The organism is Flavobacterium piscisymbiosum (genome assembly GCF_020905295.1).
Lineage (GTDB): Bacteria > Bacteroidota > Bacteroidia > Flavobacteriales > Flavobacteriaceae > Flavobacterium > Flavobacterium piscisymbiosum.
On the sequence record NZ_JAJJMM010000001.1, the window covers coordinates 5646028 to 5658875 of the forward strand.

Annotated in this window: 9 protein-coding genes; 4 read left to right on the forward strand and 5 right to left on the reverse strand. The window is 34.9% G+C overall.

Annotated elements, in window-relative coordinates:
- Positions 1-6: 6 nt before the first annotated feature.
- Complete coding sequence (locus LNP81_RS23755; RefSeq protein WP_230039725.1) at positions 7-1311, reverse strand: relaxase/mobilization nuclease domain-containing protein; 1305 nt, start codon at positions 1309-1311, stop codon at positions 7-9.
- On the reverse strand, positions 1296-1688 hold the full coding sequence (locus LNP81_RS23760; protein ID WP_230039726.1) for a plasmid mobilization protein: 393 nt from the start codon (positions 1686-1688) through the stop codon (positions 1296-1298). The genes LNP81_RS23755 and LNP81_RS23760 overlap by 16 nt, the downstream gene beginning before the upstream one ends.
- 642 nt (positions 1689-2330) lie before the next feature.
- Here LNP81_RS23760 and LNP81_RS23765 point away from each other — a divergent pair.
- The 3 genes from LNP81_RS23765 (at position 2331) to LNP81_RS23775 (ending at position 4708) form a co-directional block, all read left to right on the forward strand.
- Positions 2331-2621 carry a hypothetical protein gene (locus LNP81_RS23765; protein WP_255700765.1) on the forward strand — a complete coding sequence of 97 codons (291 nt, stop codon included), beginning with the start codon at positions 2331-2333 and terminating at the stop codon, positions 2619-2621.
- Between the two features lie 239 nt (positions 2622-2860).
- Complete coding sequence (locus LNP81_RS23770; RefSeq protein WP_230039727.1) at positions 2861-4366, forward strand: DoxX family protein; 1506 nt, start codon at positions 2861-2863, stop codon at positions 4364-4366.
- 60 nt (positions 4367-4426) lie between these two features.
- Positions 4427-4708, forward strand: coding sequence for a DUF6520 family protein (locus tag LNP81_RS23775; protein ID WP_230039728.1), 282 nt, complete (start codon positions 4427-4429; stop codon positions 4706-4708).
- Between the two features lie 65 nt (positions 4709-4773).
- On the opposite strand, the gene LNP81_RS23780 is transcribed toward LNP81_RS23775, so the two are convergent.
- From LNP81_RS23780 to LNP81_RS23790, 3 genes are read right to left on the reverse strand one after another with little or no spacing between them, the layout of a single operon-like run.
- Positions 4774-7380 carry a S9 family peptidase gene (locus LNP81_RS23780; RefSeq protein WP_230039729.1) on the reverse strand — a complete coding sequence of 869 codons (2607 nt, stop codon included), beginning with the start codon at positions 7378-7380 and terminating at the stop codon, positions 4774-4776.
- 10 nt (positions 7381-7390) lie between these two features.
- Positions 7391-8764 (reverse strand): RagB/SusD family nutrient uptake outer membrane protein, encoded by a 1374-nt coding sequence (locus tag LNP81_RS23785; RefSeq protein ID WP_230039730.1) that lies wholly within the window; start codon positions 8762-8764, stop codon positions 7391-7393.
- 10 nt (positions 8765-8774) lie between these two features.
- Complete coding sequence (locus tag LNP81_RS23790; protein WP_230039731.1) at positions 8775-11801, reverse strand: SusC/RagA family TonB-linked outer membrane protein; 3027 nt, start codon at positions 11799-11801, stop codon at positions 8775-8777.
- Between the two features lie 517 nt (positions 11802-12318).
- Between LNP81_RS23790 and LNP81_RS23795 the strand changes: the two genes are divergently transcribed.
- A complete protein-coding gene (locus LNP81_RS23795; RefSeq protein ID WP_230039732.1) occupies positions 12319-12606 on the forward strand; it encodes a hypothetical protein in 288 nt (95 codons plus the stop codon).
- The last annotated feature ends 242 nt before the right edge of the window (positions 12607-12848 follow it).

Sequence of the window (12848 nt, forward strand, 5' to 3'; positions counted from 1 at the left end):
AAAGTTTTATCGATTATTGGACTGTCCTCTTCTTTTTTTCTTTTTGTTTCTCAGCTCGTATGGAAGGTAATTAGCCGTCTGTTCGGATTGTGTGAGCATCTCTGCTAATTGCCCCATTATTGTGCTGGACCCTATGTATTTGTTATTTCTAAAATCATCACCAAACAGCGTTGTAAGGATTTCCGATTTCGGTGTTTCAAATGTGATTTCGTGTAATTTTTCACTAACCAAATTTGTCGTTTTTTGCTCACCCGGATTAATGGAGGCGCAGCGTTCCTGTATTGCTTTGGCACTGTATTGTTTACCAAGTGTACTTCCATTAAAAACACATTTTGTGGTATGGTCAACGTAGGTAATTCCATAAAGCAATCCTTCTGCGTTTTTTCTAAAAACAGTATTGATTCCATCTTTTTGCAGTACTTGAACTAGTTCTGCGAGTGATATTTGAGTTTTAAAGAATGCGATATCAATGGCATTTTTTACCCTTCTTAAATCTGAGACTTCATTTGTTTTATTAGACGCAAATTTTTCTTCTAAAAATTTCAGTGTCGGCTTGTTGTAAAACAGACTGGCTTTTATGGGAACTCCGATTGGTTTTCCATTTTCATCGAGTATCCGATACATTAGTCCTTTTGCTTTAAACATTCTTGAATCTTCATTACCTGGGTCTGCTAAAACATTGTATTGTTTAAGCACAGCATTGAGTTCTGGAAAGCTGGTATATTTATATGATGAAAGCACGTGACCCAGTACATTTGTAATAGCCTTTTTCGATTCGCCTCGCCCGTATTGAATCTTTTGTGAGATGATTGGCTTAAGGGTGAAATCAGTACTATTTTTATTTCCTTGCGCCTTAACAAGTCCAAAGCGTTCTTCGATTTCTTTTCTTGCGGGTTCAGATCGGTTTTTGCCAATATTTTGCATGTCAATTCGTCTACCATCTCTCTGAACACTTATGGAGACCAGATGGATGTGCGGATGTCCGGAGTCGTGATGCTGATACACGAGATAAGGCTGCTGGCCAAATCCGATTTTTTCCATATAAGTATCCGCGATAGCCATTAATTCTTCCTTGGAATGATTTTCTGAAGGATCAAAATTGATTGAGATATGCACACTATTTCGCTTTACATTCTCATTTAATTCAAGTTGTTTTAAAAACCGGTTTAATTTTACTTCATCCTTCATTTTACCGACATCAATGGGATAATTTCCGGCTCCAATACATTCTGCAACAGCCTCTTTTACTTTGTTTTCATTGTAATAGAAAACCTTGTGGATAGAGTATCCTGTTTTTATGATCGCAACCATCTTTCCGAGATTTTCTGGATGTAATTTTTGATTTCATCAATCTTGTCAAAAAGTTTTTTTTTATCCAGTTCAGCACTTAAAATCCATACTTTAAATTCCGGAATTTGATTTAATGTATGTAGTTTTTTTACTGCCTGATTGAAGTTGTTTCCAATACCATTTAATTGCTTGAATAACTGGGTCATTTCATGGATCATATCATCTAAAGACTGATTCCTGTAAGTGGTGTTTATAGATTTCTCAAATAAGTGCCTACGAATGTAATCACTCAGTTTGCGGCAAGTACTGGCTTTCCATTTTTTCTCAATTTTCGCATACTCTTCTGGTGTAAAGCGTAACCCAACAATGCGTGTTCTGTTTGAATTTTCTCTTTTCATTTTCTCTCTTTTTCATTGTTATCAAACCTTAATTTATGCTTTTAGTATCACTGCTCACGAGTTCCGAGTATAGAGCAGCAAGAAGGCTGTTGTTTAACAACAGGACATCTTGCCGATTGCAGGAACGTGGCAATCCTGCCGATACTTTAATGTTCTTTAGACATTCTGGTATTTTCAAAGATTTTAAAAATTCAAAATATCCAACTATTACCTCTTTTTTGGACAATTTGACGTTTTAACTGTATTCTTCATAGAACTTAATACACTATAAAGACAGTCATTAAATTTTTAATATTTTTCTAAAATCTATTTCATTTTTATTTTTAGAATTCAAGGAAAGTGCACACTGCTTATAATTTGGAACTACTGTAACGGGGCAGCTATAATGTCCATTTATCCTGTAAATTTTAGATTGAAAAACGTGCTCTTTCAAAGCAATAGAACAATTTTAAAACAACAAAATCCTGACTGTTTTAAGGAAGGTTTTTGATTGCTCATTTTGATCTTTGCAGTTTAATTCAGAGACAAAATTAAGTAAGCGAAATGGATTTTACCTATGATGGACATATTATGTCCATGACACTTTAAGACTAGCTTTATACCTTTGTATAAATAAATTATTAATTTAAAAACGTGAAGATTATGACAACAAATGATGTGGCCAAGGTTTTTGATACTGTTCTTAGTATCCCAAGCATGAATGATGTAGTGAAGATTGATTTGAAAATTTCACGAAAAAATGTATTGTTATTAAACCATGTTATTGAACGTGGATTATCTGCTAAGGACAATGACAAACCATCGATTCTCATGACAAGTATTCAAGAAGAAAACCTTCAGGAATTAAAACTCTTAGGAGAGGAATGTTTACAAAAAGCAGGTCTGATTGAACTCAGTGAAAAACTAAGTGTACTTGGCGATACAATAAAGTAGCGACAGTTAAAAATCAACAAATTACTTTGATGCCATTAGAAATTATTTTTCTAATGGCATCTTTTTCATTATCAACTGCACCCTATCCTGTTTTTAACTACGATTGAATGTTATTGAAAAATCTTGGCAGGTTTTTGATAACAACTACACTTAAATTCTATAGTAATTTTGTCTGATTACAAATTCTAAACAATTAAATAACTTCCTGGAATTTATTTATAAAATCAGTAAAACAAAAGATGAAATTGAAGAGAAATATAAAGAACTTGACTCTGGAACTAATTTGCCTTCTGTATGTATCATTATTTGTCTATGCAGCAGTTAGTAAAATTTTAGAATTTGAAAATTTTCAGGCTCAGCTTGGGCAATCACCAATTTTAGGAGCCTATGCTGGGTTTTTGTCATACTTTGTTATTATTACAGAACTCGTGGTCGCCTTACTTTTAGTCTTTTCTAAAACGCGAATTTTAGCTCTTTATGCTGCATTTGAATTAATGGTACTCTTTACAGTTTATATCATTATTATATTAAATTTTAGTTACACTATCCCTTGTTCTTGCGGTGGTGTTTTAGAAAATATGGGCTGGAAAGAGCATCTTGCTTTTAATATTTTCTTTGTTTTTCTTGCTGTAATAGCTACAGTTTTGAATTCAGTACATTATAATAAAACAATGCTAAAACTTTTTGTTTTGACAATATCAGGAAGTTTAATAATGAGCTTATTATACTTTCGATCTGAGAATATAATACATAAAGAAAATCCTTTCATCAGAAGATTCACTCCCGGTTCAAGTAAAAAAATAGCTGAAACAAAACTGCACAATAATACTTTATATATTGCTGGAACTGATCAAAATTCAATTTACATAGGAGATCAAAGGGCACCTCTTCATATTTTCAAATATGATTCAACATTAAAAGTAAAAAAACATTATAAAATTGAATTGGAAAATGCAGGCTATTCTTTCCGATCTGTTCAAGTAAGAATCTCTCCGCCCTATTTTTTTGTTATGGATGGTACAGTACCTATTATTTATAGAGGTAAAATATCGGATTGGAAAGCTGAAATTTTGATGAAAGATAGTGGCTATTATTTTTCAAAAGCAGTCGTAATTGATTCTTTAAAAATCGCCTTCAGAACCCAGCTGGAAAAATCCAGGGAGAATGCCCTTGGTGTCTTTAATTTTAAAAATAGTCTTAAAAGCAATCTTCATCAAGACCTATTGCAAAAACAGATTGATGGCTTTTTTGACACCGACGGCATGATGAATTATGATTCTGAAACCAAAAGCTTTGTATACTTATACTACTATCGAAACCAGTTTATAGTAACCGATAATAATTTAAAATTAAGATATCGGGGAAATACAATCGATACTACAAAAACAGCAAACTTAAAACCGGTTTTCATCAAGGATAAAGGACAGCGCAAACTATCTTCTCCTGATAATATCGTTAACAAATTAAGCACAATTAGAGATAATTTTTTGTTTGTGAATTCATCACTTCGCGGTCGCTTTGAACCCAAAGAAATGTGGGATACTGCAACGATTGTGGATGTGTATGATACAGATTTAAATTCTTATTTATCTAGTATATATATTTATAAAGTTGAAGAATTTAAGATGAAAGACATGATTGTTCTTGGGAACAATTTATATGTTATAGTTGGTCAAAATTTGCAATGTTATAAACTCGATAAAGATTTAAAAACCAACCAACATAAAAACATATCGGGCCGATAGCAGGGGTAACGATTGAAAACCTGTACAAAAGAGTAGATCAATAACTTAAATTATTTTATTATGAACACAATTGTAAAAATGATTTTGCCTGCAGCAGTATTCGTACTGGCCAGCGCAGGTGCAATAAGCACCAAGTCAGAGAAGGAAAGTGATGCTAAAAAAGCATTAACTACAGAGTATATTCAAATTGCCGGATCCCCGAGTAATTGTGATGATGTTCAAGTAAATTGCACGCCAGTTAATAATGGAAATTTATGTATGGATGAGAATGATGAAAATCAAGTTTTCCGTAAAAATGCTGCCGGACAATGTAATATTCAACTTTATAAAGCTGAGCCTTAAATAAGGCTAAGAGATATGCGGTTTCCTTGAAGGAAACCGCATATATTATAACCACAAAAATTACTTTACTTCCGGTTCACTATCCATGCAGCAGGCGCATTATTTTTCAAAAAGTGGTCAAACCATTCTATTGTCTTTTTGCTTAAATCTTCCTGTGCCAAAGCCGCTGTTAATATGTGTCCCTGGTTAGGATACTGCAGCATAATGTGTGTTTTATTAAGCTTTCTCATGGCTATATAAAGTGCTGTCGATTGCTCAGGCTTAACGTTTCCGTCATTTTTGCCTGCCCAGGTGAGCAACGGGGTCTTTATTTTCTCAGCGTGAAGGATAGGAGAATTTCGAAGATAAGCATCTTTATTTTCATAAAAAGAGTCAACCATACGATATTGCTGGCTTTCATATCTCCATATTTCAGGATTGGAATAATCAGCACTAATTGAAAAATAAGTACGTATAATATCAGATACTGCTGAACCACTAACTGCTGCCGCAAAAAGGTTTGTTTGGGTGATAATAAAATTAGCTTCATACCCTCCAAAGGACTGTGCAAGAAGTCCCACTTTTGCCGGATCCACCAAGTTTTTTTCCACCACTTTTTTTACTGCACTGCTCACGCATTCAACTGCTGAAATTCCAGGATTTCCCTTCTCATATGCAATATCGGCAAGCAATACAAAATAGCCGCTTGCCGTCATGGTCGTAATATTAAATCCAATCCCATTATGATCGGTGGGATTCACATAATCATTAATTGCTCCAGAGGGGCTACTATAGATAAAGACAACCATCGGATACTTTACTGAGGCGTTGTAATGTGCAGGATAAAAAAGTGCACCATTCAAGGGCTTATTCTTTGAACTGTAATAATGAATCATTTCGGTTGTTCCCCAATAAAAGTGCTTTTGCTGTGTATTGGTTTTTACTACCGTTTTATCCTGATCTTGTAATGAAGACTTCAAAACAATATTTGGAGAATCCATAAAACTTTGCTCTGTAAAAACGTAAGTATCTTTATTTTTGGCTTTTAATAACTTGCTTATTTTCCTGTCTTTAAAAACTAAAGGTTTTATTTTTTTTTGATCGAAAGTGAAATATCCTGAATCAGCATTTACAGTACTTTCAGCAGAAAGGATATTTATTTTATCTAAATCATAAACACTGCTGCTAATACCTGAGTAATTGGCTGAAGGTATATTACTCAAATCTTTATTAACCATTCTAAAGCAGATTTTTTTCTCTTTTCCATCTGTTAATCTGGATTTATTTTTTCCGTCTGTTGAAATTTTCCAGACATCAAACTGATCATTAATTAAAATACTTTTTCCATCATTTGTCCATCCTGCACATCCGTATAATTCAGGATTAGGATCCTCAAATCTATTGTCAAATGCAGTCGCAAGACCAGCTGTGATATTAGTATGCGTTTTTTTTTTAATATCATAAATCCACCATCCATGATTTTTGTAATAATTTACGAACTTTCCATTGGGAGATACTTGAATGTTTGAGGGATGACTTGATATCTTTTCCACTAAAAGTTCCCTGCTGCCATTTTTTATATCCACAATATAATAGTCCACGTCTACAAAGAGAAGAAACTGCGGCTCGTACCGAAGTGGATCAGCTACTATGGCAAATCTTTGATCGCCTGTGAGAGTTACCCATTGATATTTTTTGTCACTAACTGGTTTTGAAATTTGCATTTGCGGGTACCAGACACCAAGAAAGGGTTTGTTGTAAGTTTGCGCTAATTCGCGATCTATATAAAGCGATTTATCATTAGCATTCCAAATTTCAACAATTGGTTTATCGAGAACTTTTTCCTTAGCACTTTTATAATAGAAAAAAACAGCTGTGTTATCATTTGAAATCTCTAAACTAATATTATTACCAACAGCAATCTGACTGCTTCCAAAGTAACTCACAGGCAGATCTTTTATGTTGAATATTTTCTTATTTTCCATTTGATACATAAAGAGCTCCCATGTCTTGTTTAATCCATAAAATGCAATAGTACTTTCGTCTTTTGCCCATGTTATGTTCTGAATCTTGGGAGGCAAATTAGAAAGCACTTCCACAACGGATACTTTGCTGGTAAAAGCAATCTGACCAATATTTGATGTTTGTTCATTTGAAGACACATAAATCACTTTATTCCCTAATTTATTCAATTTACACTCAGTAACATTTTCAATCCTGCGAACCAGCTTCCCATCAATATACCTAATACAAAGATTTGACTGCTTGTTGTTATTAGTTTCCAAAGAAATGATAAATTGACCATCATTCGAAAACTCATAACTTATAACATCTTCTATTAAAAATAAAGTTTCTTTAACCAAATCCATTACCTTCAAATTTTTATTGGAATCCATACAGCCAAATACTTTTTCTGCACCAAATTTAGATTTGGAACATTTTGGGAAATCGAATGTTTTATTTGTAATGGTATTTTTGACAAATAACGTATCGTGATGAGATTCGTAGCGTAGTTCATAACTAATCCAATTTCCATCATCAGAGATTTTATCACTGTAAAGCTTACTCCAAAGTTTATAATCCTCAGAGGTGATATCTCTCTTAATTAGTCCCTGCCCCATCGCGGGACAGGTTACTAATTCAAGTATGAGTACAGAGAAAATTCCGTAAACAAATCTTAAATGTCTTTTCATTTTATGAATATTAATATCCCTCATTTTGAGGAAAAAGGTTTGGATTTGCAATTAGTTCTGTTTCAGGAAGAGGCCATAATTGATCCGTAGTCTGCCATCCCGGTTTAACAAGTGATAAAACAGCATCAAGTTCTCCGGTACGTTTGAGATCGAAAAAACGATGACCATACTCCGTAAAGAGTTCAACCCTCCTTTCCTTAATCACTGCATTAATTATTTCGTTAGCTGTACTTGCAGTCGTATTTGCCAAGCCTGCAGCATTTCTAATCTTATTTAAATCTTCCTTGGCTCCAATAAGTTCTCCCTGCCTTGCACGAGCTTCTGCCCTAATTAAATATTGTTCTGCAATTCTGAAAATAATAGAGTACTCCACACTGGGGTCAGTTTTAGTATGCTGTTTGTATTTAAAAGAATGATAATAGATGTTCGCACCATCGTTTACTTCCCTGATCCAGTGCGATTTTCGAAGATCCCCAATTTCAAAAGCATCAATCAAATCCGGGCTTAAGGCAACGAAAGTAGAAGAGCCGCTAAGAAAAATAAAGGATCCTCCTTCATCTGTATTATTCCCATTTAATTTTGGCATAAACTGCCATATAGTTGAAACACTTTCTTTTAAAAATGTTTTGTCCGGATTATTTCCTATTACATATGCTGGATTATTCAACACAGCAGAAGCCGAGTTTGATGCTTCAGCCCATTGCTTGTTATAGAGATACACCCTGGCAAGTAAAGCATTAGCTGCTGATCTATTGGGTCTTACACGTTCCGCAGTTAGATACTGTTCTGGTAACAATTTAATGGCCTGATCGAGGTCTGAAATAATATTAGAATAAACAGTTGCAGAAGGAGTTCTTCCTGCTATTTTATTCTTTTCATATTCAGTATTTGTAATATATGGAATATCTCCATAAATATTAACCAGATAAAAATGCACCAGCGACCTAACAAATAAGGCTTCTCCAGTAAGACGGTTTTTATCATTCAAGGATAAAGAAACCGAATTCTGCACCCCTTCAATCACGGCATTTGCACAATATATTTGATGATAACTCTGATTCCAAAGATCTGAAGTTATACCACTTGTCGCAATTATAGTATTAGTATAGGGCAATCCCTGCTCTACACCGGAACCATGGTAAATGAGCTCATCGGAGTACATGCCAAGACTTACAGATGCTCCATTTAGGAGACCTGTTAATATTCCTGTGTCACGCAGCTTCGAATAAATATCTACCATGGCGGCATTTGCAGTTGTTGCATCTTCAAATACTTTTTCACCTGTTAACTGGGAATCAGGGAGTGTTACATCAACAAAATTGTCGCAACTTAAGAGAGTTGCCGTTATCATATATAAGACTAGATATGTTATACTTTTTTTCATGATATCAGATTTAGAAAGTTAATTGTATTCCTGCGGTATAGGTTTTAAGAGGAGGTAAATATCCTGCAAACTTAAACTCAGGATCACCGCCTTTGAAATTTGAAAATGTCAACAGGTTCTGCCCCTGTAAATAAATTCGGCACTGCATCCCTTTAGAAATATCAAGAGGGACATCATAACTGAGTGATATACTTTTCAGTCTTATATAAGATGCATCTTCTATAGCACCATCACTTGTTCTAAGGCGTGAATAAGCAGTAGTAAGGGCACTGTTTCTGCCACTGGTGAGTTTTTGATAATCTGCAGTATCACTGGCCTGCTCCCAAAAATTAGTCAACGAAGCTAACTGATTTACTGCTGTTCCGGGAGTTCCAGGTGTATATGAAAACGCTTCCTGCTTCACGAACTGCAGAAGAAAGTCGAGTTGAATCTTTTTGTATGTTACTTGATTTTGTAATCCACCAAAATATTTGGGACTTAAATCGACAAATGCTTGCCTGTCTGCTATTGCAGAAATTACCCCATCATCATTAAGATCCCTATAACTGTAAACCCCTGTTTGAGGATTTATCCCAGTAAACTCATAAATCTTAGTAATATTGATTGACTGACCAATTACATAACGGTTGGCATAAACTGAACTTTCCAGCCCGGGATAGGATATCAGTTTATTTTTATTGGCTGAAATATTAAAACTGGTATTCCATTCAATCTTTTTATTCTGAAAATTGACGGTCCTTAGGGTAAATTCAAAACCTTTGTTTTGAACTGCTGCATCAAGATTCGCTGTTAGGGAACTAAATCCTGTAGTTGCTGGCAGGGGCATACCCACAAGCTGGCTCGAAGAACTGTTTTGGTAGTAAGCAGTAGTTAAAAAGAGCCTGTCTTTAAAGAAACCCATTTCAAGTGCGACTTCAAATTTTTTATTTGTTTCCCATCCAAAATCTGAATTAAATAATCGACTAGGCTGCAAACCAACTGTTCCCTGATAAGAGTTGCCCGATGAAACATAGGTGTCTAAAAATTGATAGTCCCCTATTTGGTCATTACCTGTAGTGCCATAGCTTGCACGCAGTTTACCAAAGCTAAGCAGTGTATTATTTTTAAGGAAAGACTCGTTCGAAAATAGCCATGCAGCTCCTATTGCCCCAAAATTAGCGAACTGCTTACCGGGCCCAAAGCGGCTTGATCCATCTCGCCTGCCAGTAAAATTCAGAATATATCGATCATCATAATTGTAATTAAGACGCGCAAAAAAGGCCTGATATTTATAAACGCTTTCATCGCTAAAGTCGATAACTTTGAGTGTCGCTGAAGCAATATCATTGATCAGGCTGTTACTTGAAAAGCCATATCCTGATTGAAACAGGCGATTACTGGTCTGGCTTTGAAAAGTCCCGCCAAAAAGCGCTTCCATCCTACCCTTTGCCAAATCAAAGTTCCAATTAATCTGAGGCTCAGCTATCCATGAACTTCTTAGCGTGAGATTAGTGCTGATTCCTGAAACCTCACTACCAAGTCCTAAAGACGGATTGTACATCGTAGAAGGCATAACCATTTTTTCATTATTTCTTAAATCGGTATATCCAAAACTTGATTTAATCTGAACGTTTCTGAGAATATTATATGATAATACAGCATTTGCTGTCAGGTCATTAATTTTTGAATTAAACTTTGATTCGTAAGCAGCCAAAGGATTCTCCCAAGAGTTGTTCGCCCAGTTTAAGTCCCCATCACTATCGTACAATGCTGGTGCATTTGGTGCTAAAAGTCTCGATATTCGTGTCAAGTCTGTTCCGGGCTGAAAGTTTTTCTGGGATGTATAACCGGCTGAAAAACTTAACCTGAACTTTTCATCATCAGATACATGATTAAAACTGAAATGAATATTTCCTTTGTTATATTTAAAATCCCCAGGAAATACTGTTGTTTCTGTTCTTGTACTTCCACTTAAAAGATACTGTGTCTTAGCGGAACCTCCTGTAACGGTGGCTTGTAAATTGGTAATTTCAGCAGTCCCGCCAATAAATTCCTTTTGCCAGTCTGTATATCGGTTCTGATCCCAAGTACCATTAACATCATAAGCATTTTTAGGATAGACAGTAATTCCGTCATTAGCAAATGCCTGCCGGCGCATGTCAAGGTATTGCTCTGTTTTCATCAGATCAAGCATTTTTGTAACGGTTCCGATACTTGTAGAAGCGTTTACAGTAAATTTTGTTTTTCCTGAAATACCTTTTTTAGTACTAATTAAAACAACACCATTGGCTCCTCTTGAACCGTAGATTGCCGTTGCATCAGCATCTTTAAGAATTTCAATACTTTCTATATCTGAGGGATTTATAGAATTTAACGGACTTGTCATTGTGGGTGAACTTCCTGAGGTTAACGTTGAGCCAATTGTCTCGGAAGAATAAGGCACTCCATCAATTATATACAATGGCTGGTTGGCATCAGCACGCAGGCTGTTCTGCCCCCTTATTTTAATTTGGAAGGCTCCACCGGGCGACCCACTGTCCTGAATGATCTCCACACCTGCCATCCTACCCTGCATCGCTGCCAGAATATTCCCTATCGGCTGCTTGTCTATGTCTTTTGAAGTTATTTTTGCAATACTTCCTGTGCGTTCTTTTTCTTTTACAGAATAATATCCTGCATTAACCCTGACTTCCTGCAGGGTTGTTGTATCATAAAACAATTGTACATCGACAATTTTACGCCCTTGAACCGGCACTATGATAGTTTTAAATCCTATAAAAGAAACAATCAGAGAATCTAATGGAGAAGTTGAAAGGGTGTACTGACCGCTGTAATCAGAAATAGCTACAGCATTAGATTTTCCTTTTACAGCAATAGTCACACCCGGCAAAGGATTACTTCCATCAGTTATAGTTCCCTGAATTTGATGTTGTTGTAAAAAAGTAGTATTGTACCGATAAGAAGATTTGGCAAAAAGAGATGAGAAAGATAAACAAAGCCATATAAAAAACAGGCAATAAAAAGCTTTCCCATCCTTGTAAAATGAAAAAATATTCATAATATTGGATTGGTTAGTTAAACGAAGATTTGATTAGCTATGGTCCTCTGCACTAGTTTAGTCGCTGCAGCAGAGGGCCATTTTTATGCATTAAGTAGACGTCTCAATGGTCATAAAGAGGATAAATTATTTATTTCACAGACATACGTGTTTAAAAGGTTCGACTTAATGATCCAAAACTTAAAATAAAAATAGAATATACGCTAAGAATAAGCAGAGAGTTCTGAGCATAAAAAAGCGTGGTACTCATCTTAAACGTCTCTGGTACTTGGCATGACCACCACGAATAAGTGAGCCCACGCCAGTAGACGTGAGCATCTTACTTATCATCTCGTGGTTTAAACTGCCAAGTTTTGAGCCGAGATTCTAAGCGAATGCTTCAATATTTTTTATGAAGAATCGCAAAAATACAATCCTAATGGATTGAAAGCAAATATAAGAAAATTATTCTAACGTTTGCTATCGCAAACGATTTTTTTCGACAAATGAATTTATTTTGTTAATATATAAAGACAAATTGGCTACAAATAAATCTATCTCTTTAGGACCTGAAGGTATGCTTTCAAAAAAGCATATCTGTAACTTTATTGCGAAAAAATGGATTGTAGACAAAAAAGATGAGTACGGTAAAGATATTAGTTTTACGTCATACGGAAACCAATGTGATCTTGTAACAAGTACTATTTCAAAAATTGCCAGTGATGAGGGTTATAATATCCCTATAAATACACTAATAAAAATTTTGCGGAAAGAAGAGATGACATTATCACAATTCTTTATAGAGTGTGAAAGGGAATATCTATAATTATAAAAAAATAGTAGAAAAGATGCCAACTGGCATCTTTTTTTATGCTTAATAAAAAATTAAAAACAGGTATTTATACGGTAGCCTATTTATTGTTAAAAGAACTATTTTGCACCTCATTAATTACATAGATTATGGAAAACCGTAAAAGAAACTGGATGTGGTTATGTATGTTTGGTATTAAAACCTATTAATGCCATAAAGACTTAGAAAATATAAGTTAATAGGCAATTTTATGGTAA

Bases quoted from the DNA above. Each gene is read 5' to 3' on its own strand.
- LNP81_RS23755 (WP_230039725.1), bottom strand. From the start codon at position 1,311: ATGGTTGCGATCATAAAAACAGGATACTCTATCCACAAGGTTTTCTAT.
- LNP81_RS23760 (WP_230039726.1), bottom strand. From the start codon at position 1,688: ATGAAAAGAGAAAATTCAAACAGAACACGCATTGTTGGGTTACGCTTT.
- LNP81_RS23765 (WP_255700765.1), top strand. From the start codon at position 2,331: ATGACAACAAATGATGTGGCCAAGGTTTTTGATACTGTTCTTAGTATC.
- LNP81_RS23770 (WP_230039727.1), top strand. From the start codon at position 2,861: ATGAAATTGAAGAGAAATATAAAGAACTTGACTCTGGAACTAATTTGC.
- LNP81_RS23775 (WP_230039728.1), top strand. From the start codon at position 4,427: ATGAACACAATTGTAAAAATGATTTTGCCTGCAGCAGTATTCGTACTG.
- LNP81_RS23780 (WP_230039729.1), bottom strand. From the start codon at position 7,380: ATGAAAAGACATTTAAGATTTGTTTACGGAATTTTCTCTGTACTCATA.
- LNP81_RS23785 (WP_230039730.1), bottom strand. From the start codon at position 8,764: ATGAAAAAAAGTATAACATATCTAGTCTTATATATGATAACGGCAACT.
- LNP81_RS23790 (WP_230039731.1), bottom strand. From the start codon at position 11,801: ATGAATATTTTTTCATTTTACAAGGATGGGAAAGCTTTTTATTGCCTG.